This is a genomic window from Providencia sp. PROV073 (assembly GCF_033688125.1).
Lineage (GTDB): Bacteria > Pseudomonadota > Gammaproteobacteria > Enterobacterales > Enterobacteriaceae > Providencia > Providencia hangzhouensis.
The window spans coordinates 916,922-933,359 of sequence record NZ_CP096353.1 but is presented as its reverse complement, the minus strand read 5'-3'; the positions used below and the strand labels follow the sequence as shown (position 1 = coordinate 933,359).

General features: G+C 40.9%; 11 protein-coding genes and 1 pseudogene. 8 read left to right on the top strand and 4 right to left on the bottom strand.

Annotation, left to right across the window (positions count from 1 at the left end):
* The first annotated feature begins 707 nt into the window (after window positions 1–707).
* From M1F17_RS04010 to M1F17_RS04000, 3 genes and pseudogenes are all read left to right on the top strand, one after another.
* The gene (locus tag M1F17_RS04010) at window positions 708–1,013 is read left to right on the top strand and encodes a hypothetical protein (protein ID WP_004905280.1); all 306 of its coding nucleotides are present in this window, start codon (window positions 708–710) and stop codon (window positions 1,011–1,013) included.
* Between the two features lie 13 nt (window positions 1,014–1,026).
* On the top strand, window positions 1,027–1,950 hold the full coding sequence (locus M1F17_RS04005; RefSeq protein ID WP_094962179.1) for a tetratricopeptide repeat protein: 924 nt from the start codon (window positions 1,027–1,029) through the stop codon (window positions 1,948–1,950).
* A 555-nt stretch (window positions 1,951–2,505) separates the two neighbouring features.
* A pseudogene (locus M1F17_RS04000) lies at window positions 2,506–2,772 on the top strand (choline transporter); the annotation flags it as partial.
* 136 nt (window positions 2,773–2,908) lie between these two features.
* Here M1F17_RS04000 and M1F17_RS03995 read toward each other — a convergent pair.
* The 4 genes from M1F17_RS03995 to hpaR all read right to left on the bottom strand — a co-directional run bounded on the left by M1F17_RS03995 (window position 2,909) and on the right by hpaR (window position 11,592).
* Window positions 2,909–3,514, bottom strand: a complete 606-nt coding sequence (locus tag M1F17_RS03995; protein ID WP_094962178.1) for a hypothetical protein — start codon at window positions 3,512–3,514, stop codon at window positions 2,909–2,911.
* Window positions 3,511–8,808, bottom strand: coding sequence for a DUF637 domain-containing protein (locus M1F17_RS03990; RefSeq protein WP_318837247.1), 5,298 nt, complete (start codon window positions 8,806–8,808; stop codon window positions 3,511–3,513). The genes M1F17_RS03995 and M1F17_RS03990 overlap by 4 nt, the downstream gene beginning before the upstream one ends.
* 24 nt (window positions 8,809–8,832) lie before the next feature.
* Window positions 8,833–10,614: a ShlB/FhaC/HecB family hemolysin secretion/activation protein gene (locus tag M1F17_RS03985; protein ID WP_318837246.1), complete on the bottom strand. Its 1,782-nt coding sequence runs from the start codon at window positions 10,612–10,614 to the stop codon at window positions 8,833–8,835.
* Window positions 10,615–11,136: 522 nt separating this feature from the next.
* Window positions 11,137–11,592 carry a homoprotocatechuate degradation operon regulator HpaR gene (gene hpaR / locus M1F17_RS03980; RefSeq protein WP_004905292.1) on the bottom strand — a complete coding sequence of 152 codons (456 nt, stop codon included), beginning with the start codon at window positions 11,590–11,592 and terminating at the stop codon, window positions 11,137–11,139.
* Between the two features lie 431 nt (window positions 11,593–12,023).
* Here hpaR and M1F17_RS03975 point away from each other — a divergent pair, with 431 nt between their 5' ends.
* From M1F17_RS03975 to M1F17_RS03955, 5 genes are all read left to right on the top strand, one after another.
* A complete protein-coding gene (locus M1F17_RS03975) occupies window positions 12,024–12,653 on the top strand; it encodes a fumarylacetoacetate hydrolase family protein (RefSeq protein WP_112307868.1) in 630 nt (209 codons plus the stop codon).
* Window positions 12,653–13,432, top strand: a complete 780-nt coding sequence (locus M1F17_RS03970; protein ID WP_318837245.1) for a fumarylacetoacetate hydrolase family protein — start codon at window positions 12,653–12,655, stop codon at window positions 13,430–13,432. The genes M1F17_RS03975 and M1F17_RS03970 overlap by 1 nt, the downstream gene beginning before the upstream one ends.
* Window positions 13,432–14,898, top strand: coding sequence for a 5-carboxymethyl-2-hydroxymuconate semialdehyde dehydrogenase (gene hpaE / locus M1F17_RS03965; protein WP_094962174.1), 1,467 nt, complete (start codon window positions 13,432–13,434; stop codon window positions 14,896–14,898). The genes M1F17_RS03970 and hpaE overlap by 1 nt, the downstream gene beginning before the upstream one ends.
* A 240-nt stretch (window positions 14,899–15,138) precedes the next feature.
* Window positions 15,139–16,020 (top strand): 3,4-dihydroxyphenylacetate 2,3-dioxygenase, encoded by an 882-nt coding sequence (hpaD, locus tag M1F17_RS03960; RefSeq protein WP_164455016.1) that lies wholly within the window; start codon window positions 15,139–15,141, stop codon window positions 16,018–16,020.
* Window positions 16,021–16,029: 9 nt separating this feature from the next.
* Window positions 16,030–16,413, top strand: coding sequence for a 5-carboxymethyl-2-hydroxymuconate Delta-isomerase (locus M1F17_RS03955; protein WP_004905302.1), 384 nt, complete (start codon window positions 16,030–16,032; stop codon window positions 16,411–16,413).
* Window positions 16,414–16,438: the final 25 nt, after the last annotated feature.

Here is a 16,438-nt window from a genome sequence, read left to right as displayed (position 1 = left end):
ATGATGGGGGGTTAATTTTGAGATATTAAGCCTAATTTAATATCATGGTCTGAAAGCGTAATGATCTTACCTTTTGATAGTAAGTTAGCCGACTATGTTTATTCAATTGTCTATTAATGTAATAGAAGCCTATTTTATGACATTTGCATTTTTGATAATAAATTACTTACGCTAGCTAAGTCTTCCGAATGAACTTTTAAATATTTTTCACAAGCTAATCTGGCGTAGTAGAAGAAAGTTTTATCCCTCAAATAGACAGACATGACCACGTGTCTTTTACCTAATTGATTCGGCTACAACCCTCGTTGACTCGGTTGGTTAAATCGTTAATCACCACAAAACAGGTTTATGTTTTTCGACGATTTCAGTGTGTTTTCGCATTCAATCTCAACGTTGCTAAAAACGCGCTGAGGCGGTTTTATGATGTCTAACGGGCTGTTTTATTCTCTAAACTTGCTCGTTTAGCATAATGGGTCTTATGGTAATCAATAAACACAAAGTTAAATGTATTCATTTAATTCTCTTTCATTTATGATTTAAGTTTAACTTAAGGATAAGGTGGGGGATTGTATGCAGTGTGGGGATTTAGAGTGGTTTTACTGCAAAAACGGTGAAATCATGGATGCTAATGAAGCTATGGAAAAAAGGTTGGCTATTTATCGTCGAATTTTGAAAAACCTTAAAAGCGCACATAATCGCTCCAATGAATGTTTACCCCTAACGGGTTAGATGAATCAATTTATTATCGGTGTGATGGTGATGAACCTTCGGTTAAAACGGCACTCAGTAATCCCTGGGTAAAAGGAACAGAGGATTTTGGCGTAACATCAGTAAAAGGTGTTAAACGAACAATAGATACAGCAGCAGAACTTGGTGTAATCCCTCCGACTCTACGAGGGATGGATTTTATTCTAAAATCTCGGGTATCTCGAAATCCTCGTGTCATGCAAGAAAATGTTGAGGTTATCTATTTACTGCGGTTTGTTTATGACCCCTATGAAAACTTTTCTTAGGTGAATTTTGATTATGTTAAACAATAAAATTACAATAGTCACAGTATTCCTACTCTTATGCAATCCCGTATTGTCTTATTCTGAACCTGCGATTAAATGTATTCCTGAAGAGAATAATTTTCTTGCGTGTGAGGCTTTAGCAAAACAAGGGGATGATGAGGCTTTATTAATCGTCGGGCGTTTTTATGAAACGGGTACTGGTGTCGCAAAAAATCTCGAAAAGGCAGAGGAAATTTATCAGAGACTGTCAGATAAGAATGATGCAAACGGGATGAATCGTTTAGCAATGCTAACAGAAGACCAAGGGAGAAAAGATGAGGCCATTTTACTTTATCAAAAAGCCGCTGAACTTGGGTCATCCTCCGCAGACTACAATTTAGGTATATTATATAAATACGAAAATAACTACATCAAAGCTAAAGAAATGTTTGAAATAGCAATTAAAAAGCATAAATCAAGCAGCGCTATGATGAGTTTAGGTGATTTATATAGAGATGGTCGAGGAGGAGAGAAAAACACTAAGTTGGCTGAAAAATGGTATAAAGAATCGATTAAATTCGGTAATGATTTTGCGATTACTCGATTAGGTTATTTGTACGGTGATTTAGAAAATTATGATGAGGCAATAAAATGCTATGAAATAGGCATTGCAAACGGAGATCCCGCGGCAATGAATTCAATGGGGTTGCTTTATCAGCATGGCTTTGGTGTTCAAGTCGATATCAATAAAGCAGTAAAGCTCTATCAAGATGCTTCAAATAAAGAAGGGCTTGGCGGGTTAATTAATTTGGGCTTAATGTATGAGGAGGGACTAGGTGTTCCTCAAAGTTATGAGAAGGCGATCAACTTATACAAGAGAGCTTATCAACTAGGTTACACCGATATTCAATCACGGATTGACTACTTAGATAAAAAAATGCATAAAAAAAGTAATTAATACATAGTGTTAACATAAAGGAGCTTAAGCGATCAAACGCTGTAATAGCAAAATTGTAATGTCCGCTCTGGGCTAAGTTAAGGTGTCCGTCACGTAAGCTAACTATTAAGGGGGGCACATGACTGCTTATAGAGCGGAATTTTTTACATTGGAAGATGTGAAACGGCTAAATGTGATTCAAGATGTGATAGACCAACGCCTGCCGACCAAAATGGCTGCATAACGATTAAGTATATCCGCACGCCAGTGCCAGCAACAATGTCACAATGCGAAATATGACGAAAACAAATTGGTATTCAAAATAATTCGAGCTCTAGCACGGCGGCAATTGAGGATAGTTTAGTATCACGACCTGAAAGCGCTATGACCTTGTCTGTGGATTTAAGGTTGGCCGACTGCAAGTCAATATCACGGGCCGCATTTAACGTAATATTACCATTTGCGATGAGTTTAAAACGCAACTTGAGCCTCGCATTATTGCCGTTGTTGCTGATTGTGATATAGAAACCGACTGCTCTGTTATTTAAATCATGTGGGAAGGACTGGTAATTTAGCTTTGAAGTCGATTTAGGCGACGATATGAACTTTTTCTATGAATTTCTCCTCCGTTACTATATTCAACCAGCCTTTGCTTTAGCAGGTATGGGGACAGAAAGTGATGATGAAAAGAGCGAGGTGCAACGCTACTATCGTGCTGAAATTCACTTAAAAGAAGGTGGGCAAGATTATAACGTGATGGGCTGGGAAAAAGAGCAGATCATTCACGATATCCTAGACCAATATGAAAAACATATTCATTTCTTGAACTTATTGAGTAAGTAACCCCAAAAGAGTGCGAGTGAACATTAAAGACTGAAGTCTATACAGTAATAACCGCCATCTTTATATAAAGATGGCGGTTATTTATGATACATTCCAAACTTTCGCCATGTTTTATTTTTTCGTATAGCCCATAATCTTAACCATGGTACATACGAGGAAAATACTCACTAATTTTGTCATTATCAAATAACTGGTCTACAGTGAAATCAATGGTATCAGATACCGCAATTCCATGGCGCAATTCCTCAGGAAAGTCTTCAATCGAAGCATAAATAGTCGGCATCAAATAACGAAAATAATCCCCCATCTTAGTTTCACCTTCATAGCCGACAGGATAATCATCTCCAGGGTTATTGCCTTCTATAGCTTGATAAATAAAAAAACCTTTATTGACTGACAGATTAGTATCACTGTAATGCCCCGAAGTAATTAACTCGTTTTCTATGCACTCTTCAACTTCTTTTCGCGAAGGTAGATGTCGATAAAGACATGATGAATATAAATCTAAAATAACTGAGCCGCCTTTATTGAGGGGATAGTTTACAAAGGTTGCTGATTCTTCCCACATGTATTCATTTAAATTATTCAATAGTTCTGTAACATTACTAATTGCCAGTAACGATTTAGGTAAATCACCAAAACCATTATTAATCATGACAGCGATTTTTCCGTTTTTATCCATGGCAAACCAAGTAAAAACCGAACCAAAGCTAGGTTCCCAGTTAATATCTAACATACTCATTTATCTACTCCTGTTGGCCATGTAACTAGGCAATTGTCACATGTTTCTTTTATTGCTTTTAGCGGAATTGTTTCTTTTCCCCAAACCTCTCGAGGCCTGACCGCTTGGGTAAACCGGATATTTTCTGGCTTAACTCCTTGACGGATCAACGAGTCTGCTGCTGATACCTCAGCACAAGCACCAACTTTATTTTTACAAAATGTTGTATATTCACCTATTTTAACACCAAGTTGTTTCTCAACATAAATTACGGTGTTCTTGTTCAGCATTTCAGCTGAAATTTTACCATCACTGTATCCAATAGCGATCTTACCCGTTACAGAATCATACGCACCTATCATAGTGGCTGTATTTGCAGCCTGCGTCTTAGACGGAATTCTATTTATCTCCGCAATCAGTTTATTAGTCGCAGAGGCATGTAACTGCTCTTTTTCTATGATGGGGGTTAATTTTGAGATATTAAGCTTACCAGATGTTAATAACTCTTTTGAGGTGGTTGGTATTGCATTTTTTAATGATTTAAGGGCCTCCTCAGAGTTCGCTACAACCTTAATGCCAGCTCCCCCAATTGCGGCTGTCGATATAGCAGCTTCAGGTGCGGCTATATCGGCCGCTACTAAGCCTAGCTTAGTAGCGCAAAAACTGACGCTGGCTTTACATCCAGCGAAGCCTAATTTTAGCCCTTCCGCAATTTCTGGAGTTGCTGCAACAACTATTTCACCTCCGAGTATGATGACACCCCCCCCAACGGCAACTAAGCCCACCACTCCTGCAGCTTGTTCTCTTGCGGCAACACGTCGTGCAGCAGCTTTATCTCCTTTAGCCGCCGCCATCATATCCAGATTGTTCTCTATAATGATTTGCTGTAACTGATGCTCTGTATAATTATACGTATAAACCAACTCGGCAGAATTAGCGGCAGAAAAAGCGCCTTCTGGCTTATGGGTAATTAATGCCCCTGCAAATCCACCTAATACTTTAGTGAATTGAGTTTTGGCGTCATTACCCTTGATAGCATCTTGTAGCAATGCGAGTTGTCTTTCTTGCTCATTGATATATTTGGGCTCAAACAATTTACTGTTCAATGAAATTGCAGCTAACTCTGCTGCTAATGCACCAACAACTGCACCTTTCGCATCTCCCCCAGCTATTTCGGCACTCACTCCTGCAACAACTGAGTGACTTAATAATTTGCCTGTATGCCCTAAAATTTCTCCGTTATCACCGATTAACTTTGCACCTTCCGCATTCACCTGATTGCCAATATTACTGAGTAAGGCACTCTTAAAGTTATCGGTAAAACTGCCACCTTGGATTGTAGTATTCACGGTTGAACTAATCACAGATTGCGCGGCAACACGCTGAGCAACCTTATTCCAATCCCCATTACTTAATAAAGGTAACTTAGCATTCCCCGGATTCCCTTTTGTCCATCCCATTTTGACATCTAAACCATTAAGCGCCCCGGAGATCACCATTTGAGCAACAATAGATTTAACTGTTTCGCTTTTACCTAGTGAATTAAGCGCTTTCGATAGGTTTCCTTGGTTTTCAGCCAGTGCGATCGCTGCTTGTGTTGAAAGAGCTGTCATACCAGAGTAAGCCGCGCCTGATATCACCGCAGCACTCGTACCACTGCTACCGGATGCTGCCCAAGCCGCAAATTTCGTTGCTGTACCTGACGTCATCGCTGCAACAGTTATCATAATCAGCGCAGCAGCAACCGGGTTTAAACTCTGGCTTTTATAATCCCAACTGTCATAGGCGTCTTTAACTAAGTTCCACTGAACATCTTCACGGTCTTTTAAGCCTGCAAGCCACTGTGTACCTTCTGTTTTACCAAGAGCCTCTAAGGCATTTTCTAAGCTCTGACCATTTTTCGATTTAACATCTGCAGTGATCCCTTTATTCGCATCAACAGTCAGTTTTCCACCAATATGCAATGCAGGTAAAACCCATTTATCTGAGGTATAGCCTTTATTACGTTGGGTGATATAAAAACCGTTAGAATTTGTAATCACCTGTTCAAATTGCGAGTTTTTGACCGCTTTAAAATTGACCTTGCCCGTTTGGCTGGTGATTTTGGCATTCTTGCCCGCATTAATTTTGGTCGCTTCTAATGTGACATCATCCTTGGCATACAGATTAATATCGCCACCAGCAGTAAACTCAGTGACTTTATTGGTTTTATCACTGCGTGTTTTTCTCACTTCCTTTTTCGTAATACAAAGCGTCCATCTATTGCATTTCTTTTTATACTCTTCGAAGTAACTGCTTTCTTCCATGGCTTGGGCGTAGAGATACCCGCCTTTTGCCGCAATATCCATCGCACCTTTGGCAACGAGACGTGAGGCTTGGAAAAGAATGCTCCCCTCTGACAAAATGGTCAGCGTTTTACCGCTGTTAATTTCAGTGCCAATTTGACGATATAACTCTTCAAATTTTTTCCCTGATTGTTTTCGATAGTTCGTTTTGACTGACTCTAAACGTACATTTCCCCCACTTGATAATGTGATGTCACCTAGGGATTTGATTGTGCTACCTTGTGCAGTGAGTGCGCCATTGGAGGCCAGAGTGACGCCTTTGTCACCGGAAAGTGTCGAAGTCACATAACGTACATCTTGGTTATCTTCACTGGGGTTGGGAATCGCAGAGTAAGCGGTAGCCGTTAATTTAATATCACGACCTGAAAGCGCTATGACCTTGTCTGTGGATTGAAGGTTAGCCGACTGCAAGTCAATATCACGAGCGGCATTTAACGTGATATTGCCATTCGCGATGAGCTGAGAACGCAACTCTGGATAGCGATTGGTTTTAAATACATTATCGACATCTTTTATGGCTTTTGAGCCTAATAAAATATCTTGGCCTGCATTGAACGTCAGTAATTTACCACTGTTGAAAGCAATGCCACGCGCTTCAATATTTTTACCGGCGGTGAGGTTTATTTCCCCTGAACTTGTCCAATTTCCTGTTTTTGTGAGTAACGCATTAATATTGGTGACAGGCTCTGAAACCGCGAGTTTCATTAAATCGGATTCATCGCGATGAATAACAATATTGTCATTGGCACTGAGGGTAAGTTTATTCGTTTTGGCTAACTGCGCATTATCAAAAGTGATATTTTTACCGGCTTGGATATGTAACGAGTTTGCGGCGTTGATAACCGGGGGCGATAATACATTGTCTTTAAAGGCAGAAACGGGGTTTAAACTGTATTGAAGATCGCCATTTTTCGCAATTAAGGTGCTGTCTTTAGCCGTTAAATTAACCTGTTTAAGGTTAAGGTCGTTATTGGCAATTAGGCTTTGTGATTGTTTTGCAACGAGCTGTGCATGATTAATATTAATGTTTTGACCTGCAATGATAGACAGATCATTTTCAGACTGTAAGTTGGTGGAAATATTTATATTATTAGAATTTAAAATAATATTTTTTGCTGACATTAAATAAGCGGGGGAATCGATGTGATTTATTTTTGAGATCAGTGATGAGGTAATAGGTAGTTTGTTCTCACTGCTGATCGAATGTTTAAAATCGAGGATGAGATTCGCACCTGAATGTAACCCTTTCTTTGTTTTTACATTATCAATCAATTCCAAAATGAACACATCACCTTGTATTTTATAATGCGTTTCTAAAATTAATTCTTTGATATTTCTAATATTAACTATTCCACTTCCACTGTTCGAAGGATCGATGACATAATTTTTATAGGTGTATTTTTTCCAGCCAATATTTTGACTATTATCTAAAGTATTACCGGTTAAAATTAAATTTTTCTTAGCAGAAATGATACCGTTATCATTAGTGATTTGATTACCATTAAGATAAGCATTTCCACCGCTAACTATTTCTCCGAGCCGAACTGAATCATCAGAGTAAATACTTTGACCTGTATTGACTAAAACACCCTCTTTATAAAATGCATTTGAAAAATCAGCTACACCGAACCACTTATTAGGAAGAGGGTTAACCAACTTTGCATTCATGACCACATCATAATTCCCGCCTCCTTCTCTAACTCGGTCTATTAATAAGTTCTTACTTGTGGAGGTCGGTTGTATCGTATTTTCCTTGTAGTGGGTATTTAACGACATGTTGGTCAATTGCTTCGTACGAACCACCAAATCCCCTGCATTGGTCTTTATCGTCCCCGATTTATTCTCAATCAGCGTACTCAAATCCCCCTTGGCATTTTTTTGCATCCACAAATTATCTTGTGCCTGAATAAGTGCACTATTGCCCGTATTGCTTATTGAATCGGCAAAGACACGCATATCCTTGCCTGCGGTAACTTTGCCGTTATTGGCGAGGGTGTTGGTGGCTAATGTGATGTCTTTGGTGGCATTCACGTTGGCATTGGCGTTAATCTGCAGGTTTTTGGTGCTGACATTGATGTCTTTTTTCCCTTGAATATTGCCGGCAAGGGTAATTTTGCCATCGACAGTTAACGTCAGGTCATGTTGGTTGGCTTGCACATTACTGAGGTTAATCCCCACCCCTGATTCCGTACTCACCAATTTCACTTGATTGGCATACATCCCACCCAGTGCTTTGGTATCTACGGAAATACTGGGTTTTGCCCCTTCACCCGCAATCGGTGTTACGGTGCCTTTTTGAAAATCAACACGGTTGGTGCCTTGCATCAGGGTCAGGTTCTTGGCTTTGATTTGCCCATTCAATTCGGTGGCACGGCTGATAATATCGGCATAAGTTTGCGCTTCGGCATTCATGCCATTGGCGCCGATAACCACACTGCCTTTTTTCACCTCAACCGCAGACAAAACCCCCTTGTTATCCAGAATAGGTTTTCCCGTGGTTAAGGTAATCGCAGGGGTATTCACAAAGCTACAGCCATTGCAGGTAATCCCATTCGGGTTAGCAATTAAGACATTCGCCCCTTTGCCTGCTACTTCCAACTTACCTTGTAATTCTGAGCGGCTACTGCCGGTAACTTCGTTGATAATCAGATTAGCGGCATTTCCCTTTAAATTCGTATTGGCTTTGATTTGCCCTGCAATTTGGGAATTCACATTAGTGGTGGCGTTGTTGAGTACCGCACCTTGTTTATCGACATTAAATTGTTGGAATTTATTGTGGGATATTCCTGCCCCATTCGGCGTGGCGATATTAATAATCGGGACGTTATTTTGTTGGCTGATTTGGGTGTTTTTATCTGCCGCCGTCATGGCTGCTCCCCAAGCGGGATGTAAGGGGTAGACTGCGGTTAAGAAAATAATGGTGTAACTTAATATCCGCTTAGAGCGAGAAGGTAATTGTTCATTTAGCATAAATAATCCTTTAAAAACGTAAAGCTACAGAGAGAATGAGACCGACCAATAAGCCGACCAATTGTCTGGTTTAAGTTGTGAGGGATAATGCAAAGGTTTACTGAGTAGAAACTGAGAATAAATTGGGCTATTGCCTGTAAAAGAGAGACCAACAGCTCCTCCCGCTAGGGTGTCATGTTCAACGTGGTACGTATCAGAGGCAATAAATCCATAATCTAACGCTCCGATAAAACGCAGTTGCCCAATTGCCGTATTGGCGATGTCTTTATTGATTTCATTACGCCAATAGCCACCTCGGTTACCACTCAAAGATTGCTCATGGTAACCACGGACAGAATACTGGCCTCCAATACTTATACGTTCAATGCCGTATAAATTATCGGGGGAGTATTGACTGTAAAATGACGTTAAATAGGTCAAACCATTAGCGAAAAAATACTGATAACTGCTACTTAGACTGAATTTGCGGTAATGGCTTCGTGGTGAATCTTTCGCGAGGGTGTCCGGTGAGGCGCCAAAGGCGGATATTCCCCATTCAGCAGCAGGGTTTAACGTGAAGTAGCCTTGTCCCAGCGCGGTACTGTATTGTGGGGTAAATGAGAGCGAGGTTAAAGTTGGGCTGCTGATACTCAGGGTTTGGGAAGCTAACTGAGTGCGGGCATTTTTATGTTTCAAACTGCCTTGTAAGGTTAGACGCTGTTTGCCATCGCGATAAATTAAGCGGCTGATATCAAATTGTTGGTTGGTATTTTTGCCTTCATAACGGTATTGCTGCCCCGATGCATAAAACGGTTGTAACGTACTGTTACGGTAAAATTGATAACGGTATGACCAATAACCATAAGGCACATTCACATTCGCAACGATATAACGATTATGATGGGATGTACTTCCATCCATATCGGTATTGGCCGAGACTGACCACTGCTCACCAAACCCTAATGGGGAATCTACCGTCAAACCGCCTGTAATCAGCTGTTTTCCTGTTGCTTTCATCCCTGAATTATCGAAGTTCAATTGGCCCGTAATAGGCCATTTTTTCCCTTGCTGATGAATAATAATCCGAGAGTAGCCATTTTGGCTTCCTGGCTGGATATCGATAGTGTACTTAGCGGACGATAACCGGTTGAGTTGCTCCAACCCCTGTTCAATATCCCGTAGATTTAATATTTTACCTTGTTGATAAGGAAATATTTGATGAACTAGGCGCTCTGGGGAGTTATCAATCTCGATAGTTTCAATCTTTCCTTCAATCATTTGTAAAGCGAGATGATGTGACGATAAATCTTGCTCAGGAATGATGGCTTGAGAGGTAATAAACCCCTGTTCTATATAGTAATTAGTCACATGCTTGGTGAGCTTATGTATTTCACCTAGCGTGAGGCAGTGTTTTAAGTAAGGTGAGGTTAACTTAGTCTGAGTTTTACTGGTGAGTTGTGTGGCACCGACAAATTGGATCTTATCGACCGGGAAACAAATTTCATCTTGACCGTGTTTGGAAAAAGTATCATCAACAGTGATTACATTGTGTTTTTCCAATAGATTACGTTGGGTTAACTCCGATTCTAACCGTTGTTTCTGTTCAAATTGAATACTTTCATTCGTGGAAGGGAATAATTGATTTTCCGTGTAGCCATAAGGCGAAATCATAAACAACGATAAGTATAATAAACGCCATATAATTTGATATTTTGTCATGTTATCTAAATTTTCGTTACGAACAGTAAATTTACCGTAATGTAACTTATTCTCATTAACTGTTTTTAGATAAAAAAATCCACCATGACTAAAAATTAATACTTTCATTCTTAATATGATTTTTTTTGCGCCATTTTATTATATTAATCTAACCAAACCGCAATTAATAATAAAATTTAATGCCATATACTGAAAATCAATCATTTGATTTTATTAGGAATGATTTTTCTGAAGAGTTTGTCACAAGTAACCTATAGGTAATTTCACAATTACAAATAAGATATGATAGTGAGGGATTGGCTACTCAACTAAAAGTATAAATGAAGTTCAACTTCAGTGAATCTAAACGGAAAAGTGAATTATTTAAGTAATAACTATATTCTAAATAATTCGAATTATAAGAAGGCGACAATTGAAGAAAGTCCGATGAAAACACACCAATATGTGACCCAGTAGCCAGCGCCAGCAACAATGTCACAATGTGAAATATGACGAAGACAAATTAATTTTCTAAATAGTTCGAACTCTAGCAAGGCGGCAATTGAGGATAGTTTGGGGAGCATACATCAGTATGTGACCCAAATAGCCGAAAGAAGCCAACACAGCTAGAGCTCGAAATATGACGAAAATTTAGGCGCTCTTTCTCTTATCAGCAGCGATATTACTATAATCTGGGCTCTCTAAAGCAATTAACTCATCCAACAACGCGGTTAATTGCTGCATTTTCTCTGGCGAAAAAGCCAGCTCAATTTTTTGATAACCTTCTTCCACTTCCTGCCGCGCTTTGTCATACAGCTCTTGCCCTGCAGGTGTCAAAGAGACATATAACTTGCGCTGATCATTCAACGGTTTTAAGCGGAAAATTAAACCTTCGCGCTCCATACGGGTTAGGATCCCCGTTAAACTTGGGCGCAGAATACAGGTTTGGACTGATAATTCATGAAAATCAATTGAACGCTTATCAGCTAAAACGCGAATAATACGCCATTGCTGTTCAGTCAAATTATACGACTTTAATATCGGCCGGAAAAAACCCATTGCGGTTTCCCTTGCCTGCAATAATGCAATTGTCAATGATTCATGCATAAGCTTAAAACTCACCACTTAATTAACGTTATTTAGCCCAATTTAGGTATTTTATGGCGGCTGCCACAGTGCTTTATTGGCGCAATGCTTTAGTGAAACCCTTTGGTTATCACCATGAATTTCCACATCACCAATTTGCCTTATTCAAGAGTAGCACGGTCAAATAACAATCTCAAAGAAAAACCCTAAAATATTAATGAGTAAATAATTTAAAATTCAACTTTAAAGTTAATTTTTTGTAAATCAAAAAAAATTGAAAAAATAATAAATCCATTTATAACAGCATATTACAGAAAGGTGACTCAATTATGTTAATGAGATCACAATTAAAATTAACATTTACATAAACCTATTGCTAATTTAAAAATTATACTTTATTAATATATTAATAATTACTCGAAAGTTGAATTCTTTTCATTAAGGAGTTGTCAATGAAAGGCACTGTATTTGCCGTTGCCCTCAATCACCAAAGCCAGCTTAGCCATTGGCTTGAGGCATTCCAGCAAGCCCCTTATAAGACCCCACCAAAAACCCCTGTGTGGTTTATTAAGCCGCGTAATACGCGTATCAATTCAGGTGAGCAAATTTTGCACCCTATAGGTGAAGAAGTGCAAAGTGGCGCTACGCTTGCTTTGGTGATCGGTAAAAATGCACGCAAAGTCAGTAAAGAGGATGCTCATCAATTTATTGCTGGGTTTGCGCTGGCAAATGAAGTGAGCTTGCCAGAAGACACCTTCTATCGCCCTGCAATTAAAGCAAAATGCCGTGATACTTTCTGCCCAATCGGTGAAATGGTGGCTACTTCGCTAAATACTCCTGTCGATATCATCACCCTAGTGAATGGCAAAGAAGTGGATCGCTGGTCAACAAAAGATCTGATCCGCGATGCTAGCGAGTTAGTGGCTGCATTAAGTGACTTTGCCACCTTAAAGCAAGGGGATGTGATCCTGCTCGGAACGCCACAGCAACGCGTCACCATCAAACCCGGTGATGACGTGGTTATCCAAGCGGAAGGCTTTCCTAGCCTGAAAAATACCGTTGTGGCAGCAGGAGGAAAATAATGTCTACGATAACAAAACGCGCCAAAATCCTTTTTAAAGGCACTGAATATTCCGTCACCGTTGGTGATAACGAAGCCATTACGTTACCTAATGGGGATGTAGTCACGGGTGATTCTCCTGATGTTGAATGGTTACCCCCTGCTCAAGGAACGTTATTTGCCCTTGGTTTGAACTATGCGGACCATGCTGCCGAATTAGAATTTAAGCCACCTGAAGAACCTTTAATTTTCTTAAAAGCAGAAAGCAGCTTAACGGGCCACCGCCAAGTTTCTGTTCGCCCTGATAATGTTGAATATATGCATTATGAGTCTGAGTTAGTGGTGGTGATTGGAAAAACGGCTCACAAGGTCTCAAGAGAAGATGCCATGGATTATGTCGCAGGTTATACCGTGTGTAATGACTATGCGATCCGTGACTATTTAGAGAACTATTATCGCCCAAATTTACGTGTTAAGAGCCGCGATACCTTAACGCCGATCGGCCCTTGGATCGTCGATAAAGACGCCATTAAAGATCCACATAACTTAGCTTTATACACCTATGTTAATGGTGAATTACGTCAAAAAGGCACCACTGCCGGTCTAATTTTCGATATTCCATTTTTAATTGCTTACCTCAGTGACTTTATGACACTGCAACCGGGAGACATGATTGCGACAGGGACACCAAAAGGGTTGTCTGATGTCGTGCCGGGTGACGAAGTCATTGTTGAAGTTGAAGGTGTTGGCAAACTGGTCAACACCATTATCAGCGAAAAAGACTATGAGGAACGTGTGTAATGACTAAGATTAATCATTGGATCAACGGTAAAAACGTTGCTAGCAAAGACTATTTTGAAACCACCAACCCTGCAACGGGTGAAGTACTCGCTGAAGTCGCAGCGGGTGGACAAGACGAAATCAACCAAGCCGTTGCCGCAGCAAAAGACGCATTTCCAAAATGGTCCAATACCCCGATGAAAGAGCGCGCTCGCTTAATGCGTCGCCTTGGTGAATTGATCGACGAAAATGTCCCGCAAATTGCAGAAATGGAAACCAAAGACACTGGTTTGCCTATTCACCAAACTAAAAACGTGTTGATCCCACGCGCTTCACACAACTTTGAATTCTTTGCTGAAATTTGCCAGCAAATGAATGGCCGTACTTACCCTGTTGATGACAAGATGATGAACTACACCTTGGTTCAACCTGTGGGTGTCTGTGCGCTGATTTCCCCATGGAACGTGCCATTTATGACCGCAACATGGAAAACCGCCCCTTGTTTAGCACTGGGTAATACTGCGGTTCTGAAAATGTCTGAGTTATCACCATTATCAGCGAATCGCCTTGGTGAACTGGCTCTGGAAGCCGGTATTCCAGCGGGCGTTTTGAACGTGGTTCAAGGCTATGGTAGCACTGCTGGGGATGCTTTAGTCAAACACCATGATGTCCGTGCGGTTTCCTTTACTGGGGGCACGGCTACTGGCCGCACTATTATGCAAAATGCAGGCTTGAAAAAGTATTCCATGGAATTAGGGGGTAAATCACCGGTACTGGTCTTTGAAGACGCGGATATTGAGCGTGCACTAGACGCTGCCCTGTTTACGATTTTCTCCATTAATGGCGAACGCTGTACGGCTGGCTCACGTATTTTCATCCAAGAAAGTATCTATCCTGAGTTTGTTAAACGCTTTGCGGAACGTGCAAACCGCTTGATCGTCGGTGACCCGAACGATCCGAAAACCCAAGTGGGTGCATTGATCAGCCAGCAGCACTGGAACAAGGTTTCGGGTTATATTCGTTTAGGTATGGAAGAAGGCGCAACCTTGTTAGCGGGTGGCCCAGACAAACCGACTGACCTACCTGACCACCTCAAAGGCGGTAATTTCTTACGTCCTACCGTACTGGCTGATGTCGATAACCGCATGCGTGTCGCCCAAGAAGAGATCTTTGGGCCTGTGGCTTGTTTAATTCCGTTTAAATCTGAAGAAGACGGTTTACGCATGGCAAATGATATTGAGTACGGCCTTGCTTCGTATATTTGGACGCAAGATGTCAGCAAGATTTTACGTTTATCACGCAGTATTGAAGCTGGAATGGTGTTTGTTAACACCCAAAACGTGCGTGACCTGCGCCAACCATTCGGTGGTGTCAAAGCCTCCGGTGTAGGTCGTGAAGGTGGCGAGTACAGCTTCGAAGTGTTCGCAGAAATGAAGAACGTGTGTATCTCCTACGGAGACCACAACATCCCTCGCTGGGGTGTGTGATTCATAAATTTATTTTATTTATCAATTAGATACCCATGAAAATTTGAACTGTAAATGATTCATGATAAATAATAGCTACAACAAATTATGGGTAAACTCGTTCCTTACCCTAAATAGTTTGAGTTGTAGCTAGGCGGCAAGCGAAATCATCCCTATGAGCATACATGAGTATGTGATTAGGGTGGTTTTGTGCGGCCAACACCGCTACAGCTCAAAATATAACGGGTAAGAGAGGATGAAATGGGTAAGTTGGCACTCGCCGCAAAAATAACACACGTCCCATCCATGTACCTATCAGAACTACCAGGTAAAAACTTTGGATGCCGCCAAGCCGCTATCGATGGGCATAAAGAAATCAGCCGCCGCTGCCGTGAATTAGGCGTTGATACCATCATCGTTTTTGATACGCACTGGTTAGTCAACAGCGCCTATCACATTAACTGTGCTGACCACTTTAAAGGTATTTACACCAGTAATGAACTTCCACATTTTATTCGCGATATGGAATATGAATACGATGGGAACTCGGTATTAGGCCAAATGATTGGTGAGGAAGCGCGTAAGTTAGGTGTTCGTGCTCAAGCTCATGAAATCCCAAGCTTAACCCTTGAGTATGCGACATTAGTTCCTATGCGCTATATGAATAGTGACCGTCACTTTAAAGTTATCTCAATCTCAGCATTCTGTACTTCTCATAGTTTTGAAGACAGCCGCAAATTAGGTGAAGCCGTACTAACCGCGATTGAAAAATACAATGGCACCGTCGCTGTATTAGCGAGTGGCTCATTATCACACCGCTTTATTGATGACCAAAAAGCCGAAGATGGCATGAACAGCTACACGCGTGAATTTGATGAGCAAATGGATAAACGTGTCGTCAAACTTTGGCGTGAAGGTCGTTTTGAAGAATTCTGCAAAATGTTGCCTGAATACGCAGATTACTGCTATGGCGAAGGCCATATGCACGACACCGTGATGCTGTTAGGTATGTTAGGTTGGGATAAATACGCTGAGAAAGTGGAAGTTTTAACTGACTTGTTTGCAAGCTCAGGTACAGGGCAAATCAATGCCGTGTTCCCACTGCCAAGCTATATTACTGATAAACAAGCAGTCACCGCATAAGGAATTGTTATGCCTCATTTTTATGCAGAATGTACAGAAAATATTCGTGATGAAGCTCAACTACCTGAGCTCTTCGCCAAAGTGAATGAAGCCCTCGCGGGAACAGGTATCTTCCCATTAGGTGGCATTCGTAGTCGTGCTATTTGGCTGGATACTTGGCAAATGGCTGATGGCAAGCACGATTATGCTTTTGTCCATATGACGTTGAAGATCGGTGCTGGGCGCTCTCTTGAAGATAGGCAAAAAACGGGAGAAATGATTTTCGACCTGATCAAAACCCACTTTGCCGATTTAATGGCAAAACGTTACCTCGCGCTGTCTTTTACCATGGAAGAGCTTGATCCTGTTTTAAATTATAAACAGAACAATGTTCATGCCTTGTTTAAGGGCTAAGAGTTTAAAGCTTTATTCTTCGTTT

Bases quoted from the DNA above. Each gene is read 5' to 3' on its own strand.
- M1F17_RS03970 (WP_318837245.1), top strand. From the start codon at position 12,653: ATGTCTACGATAACAAAACGCGCCAAAATCCTTTTTAAAGGCACTGAA.
- M1F17_RS03955 (WP_004905302.1), top strand. From the start codon at position 16,030: ATGCCTCATTTTTATGCAGAATGTACAGAAAATATTCGTGATGAAGCT.
- M1F17_RS03975 (WP_112307868.1), top strand. From the start codon at position 12,024: ATGAAAGGCACTGTATTTGCCGTTGCCCTCAATCACCAAAGCCAGCTT.
- M1F17_RS04005 (WP_094962179.1), top strand. From the start codon at position 1,027: ATGTTAAACAATAAAATTACAATAGTCACAGTATTCCTACTCTTATGC.
- M1F17_RS03995 (WP_094962178.1), bottom strand. From the start codon at position 3,514: ATGAGTATGTTAGATATTAACTGGGAACCTAGCTTTGGTTCGGTTTTT.
- M1F17_RS04010 (WP_004905280.1), top strand. From the start codon at position 708: ATGTTTACCCCTAACGGGTTAGATGAATCAATTTATTATCGGTGTGAT.
- M1F17_RS03990 (WP_318837247.1), bottom strand. From the start codon at position 8,808: ATGCTAAATGAACAATTACCTTCTCGCTCTAAGCGGATATTAAGTTAC.
- M1F17_RS03985 (WP_318837246.1), bottom strand. From the start codon at position 10,614: ATGAAAGTATTAATTTTTAGTCATGGTGGATTTTTTTATCTAAAAACA.
- hpaE (WP_094962174.1), top strand. From the start codon at position 13,432: ATGACTAAGATTAATCATTGGATCAACGGTAAAAACGTTGCTAGCAAA.
- hpaD (WP_164455016.1), top strand. From the start codon at position 15,139: ATGGGTAAGTTGGCACTCGCCGCAAAAATAACACACGTCCCATCCATG.
- hpaR (WP_004905292.1), bottom strand. From the start codon at position 11,592: ATGCATGAATCATTGACAATTGCATTATTGCAGGCAAGGGAAACCGCA.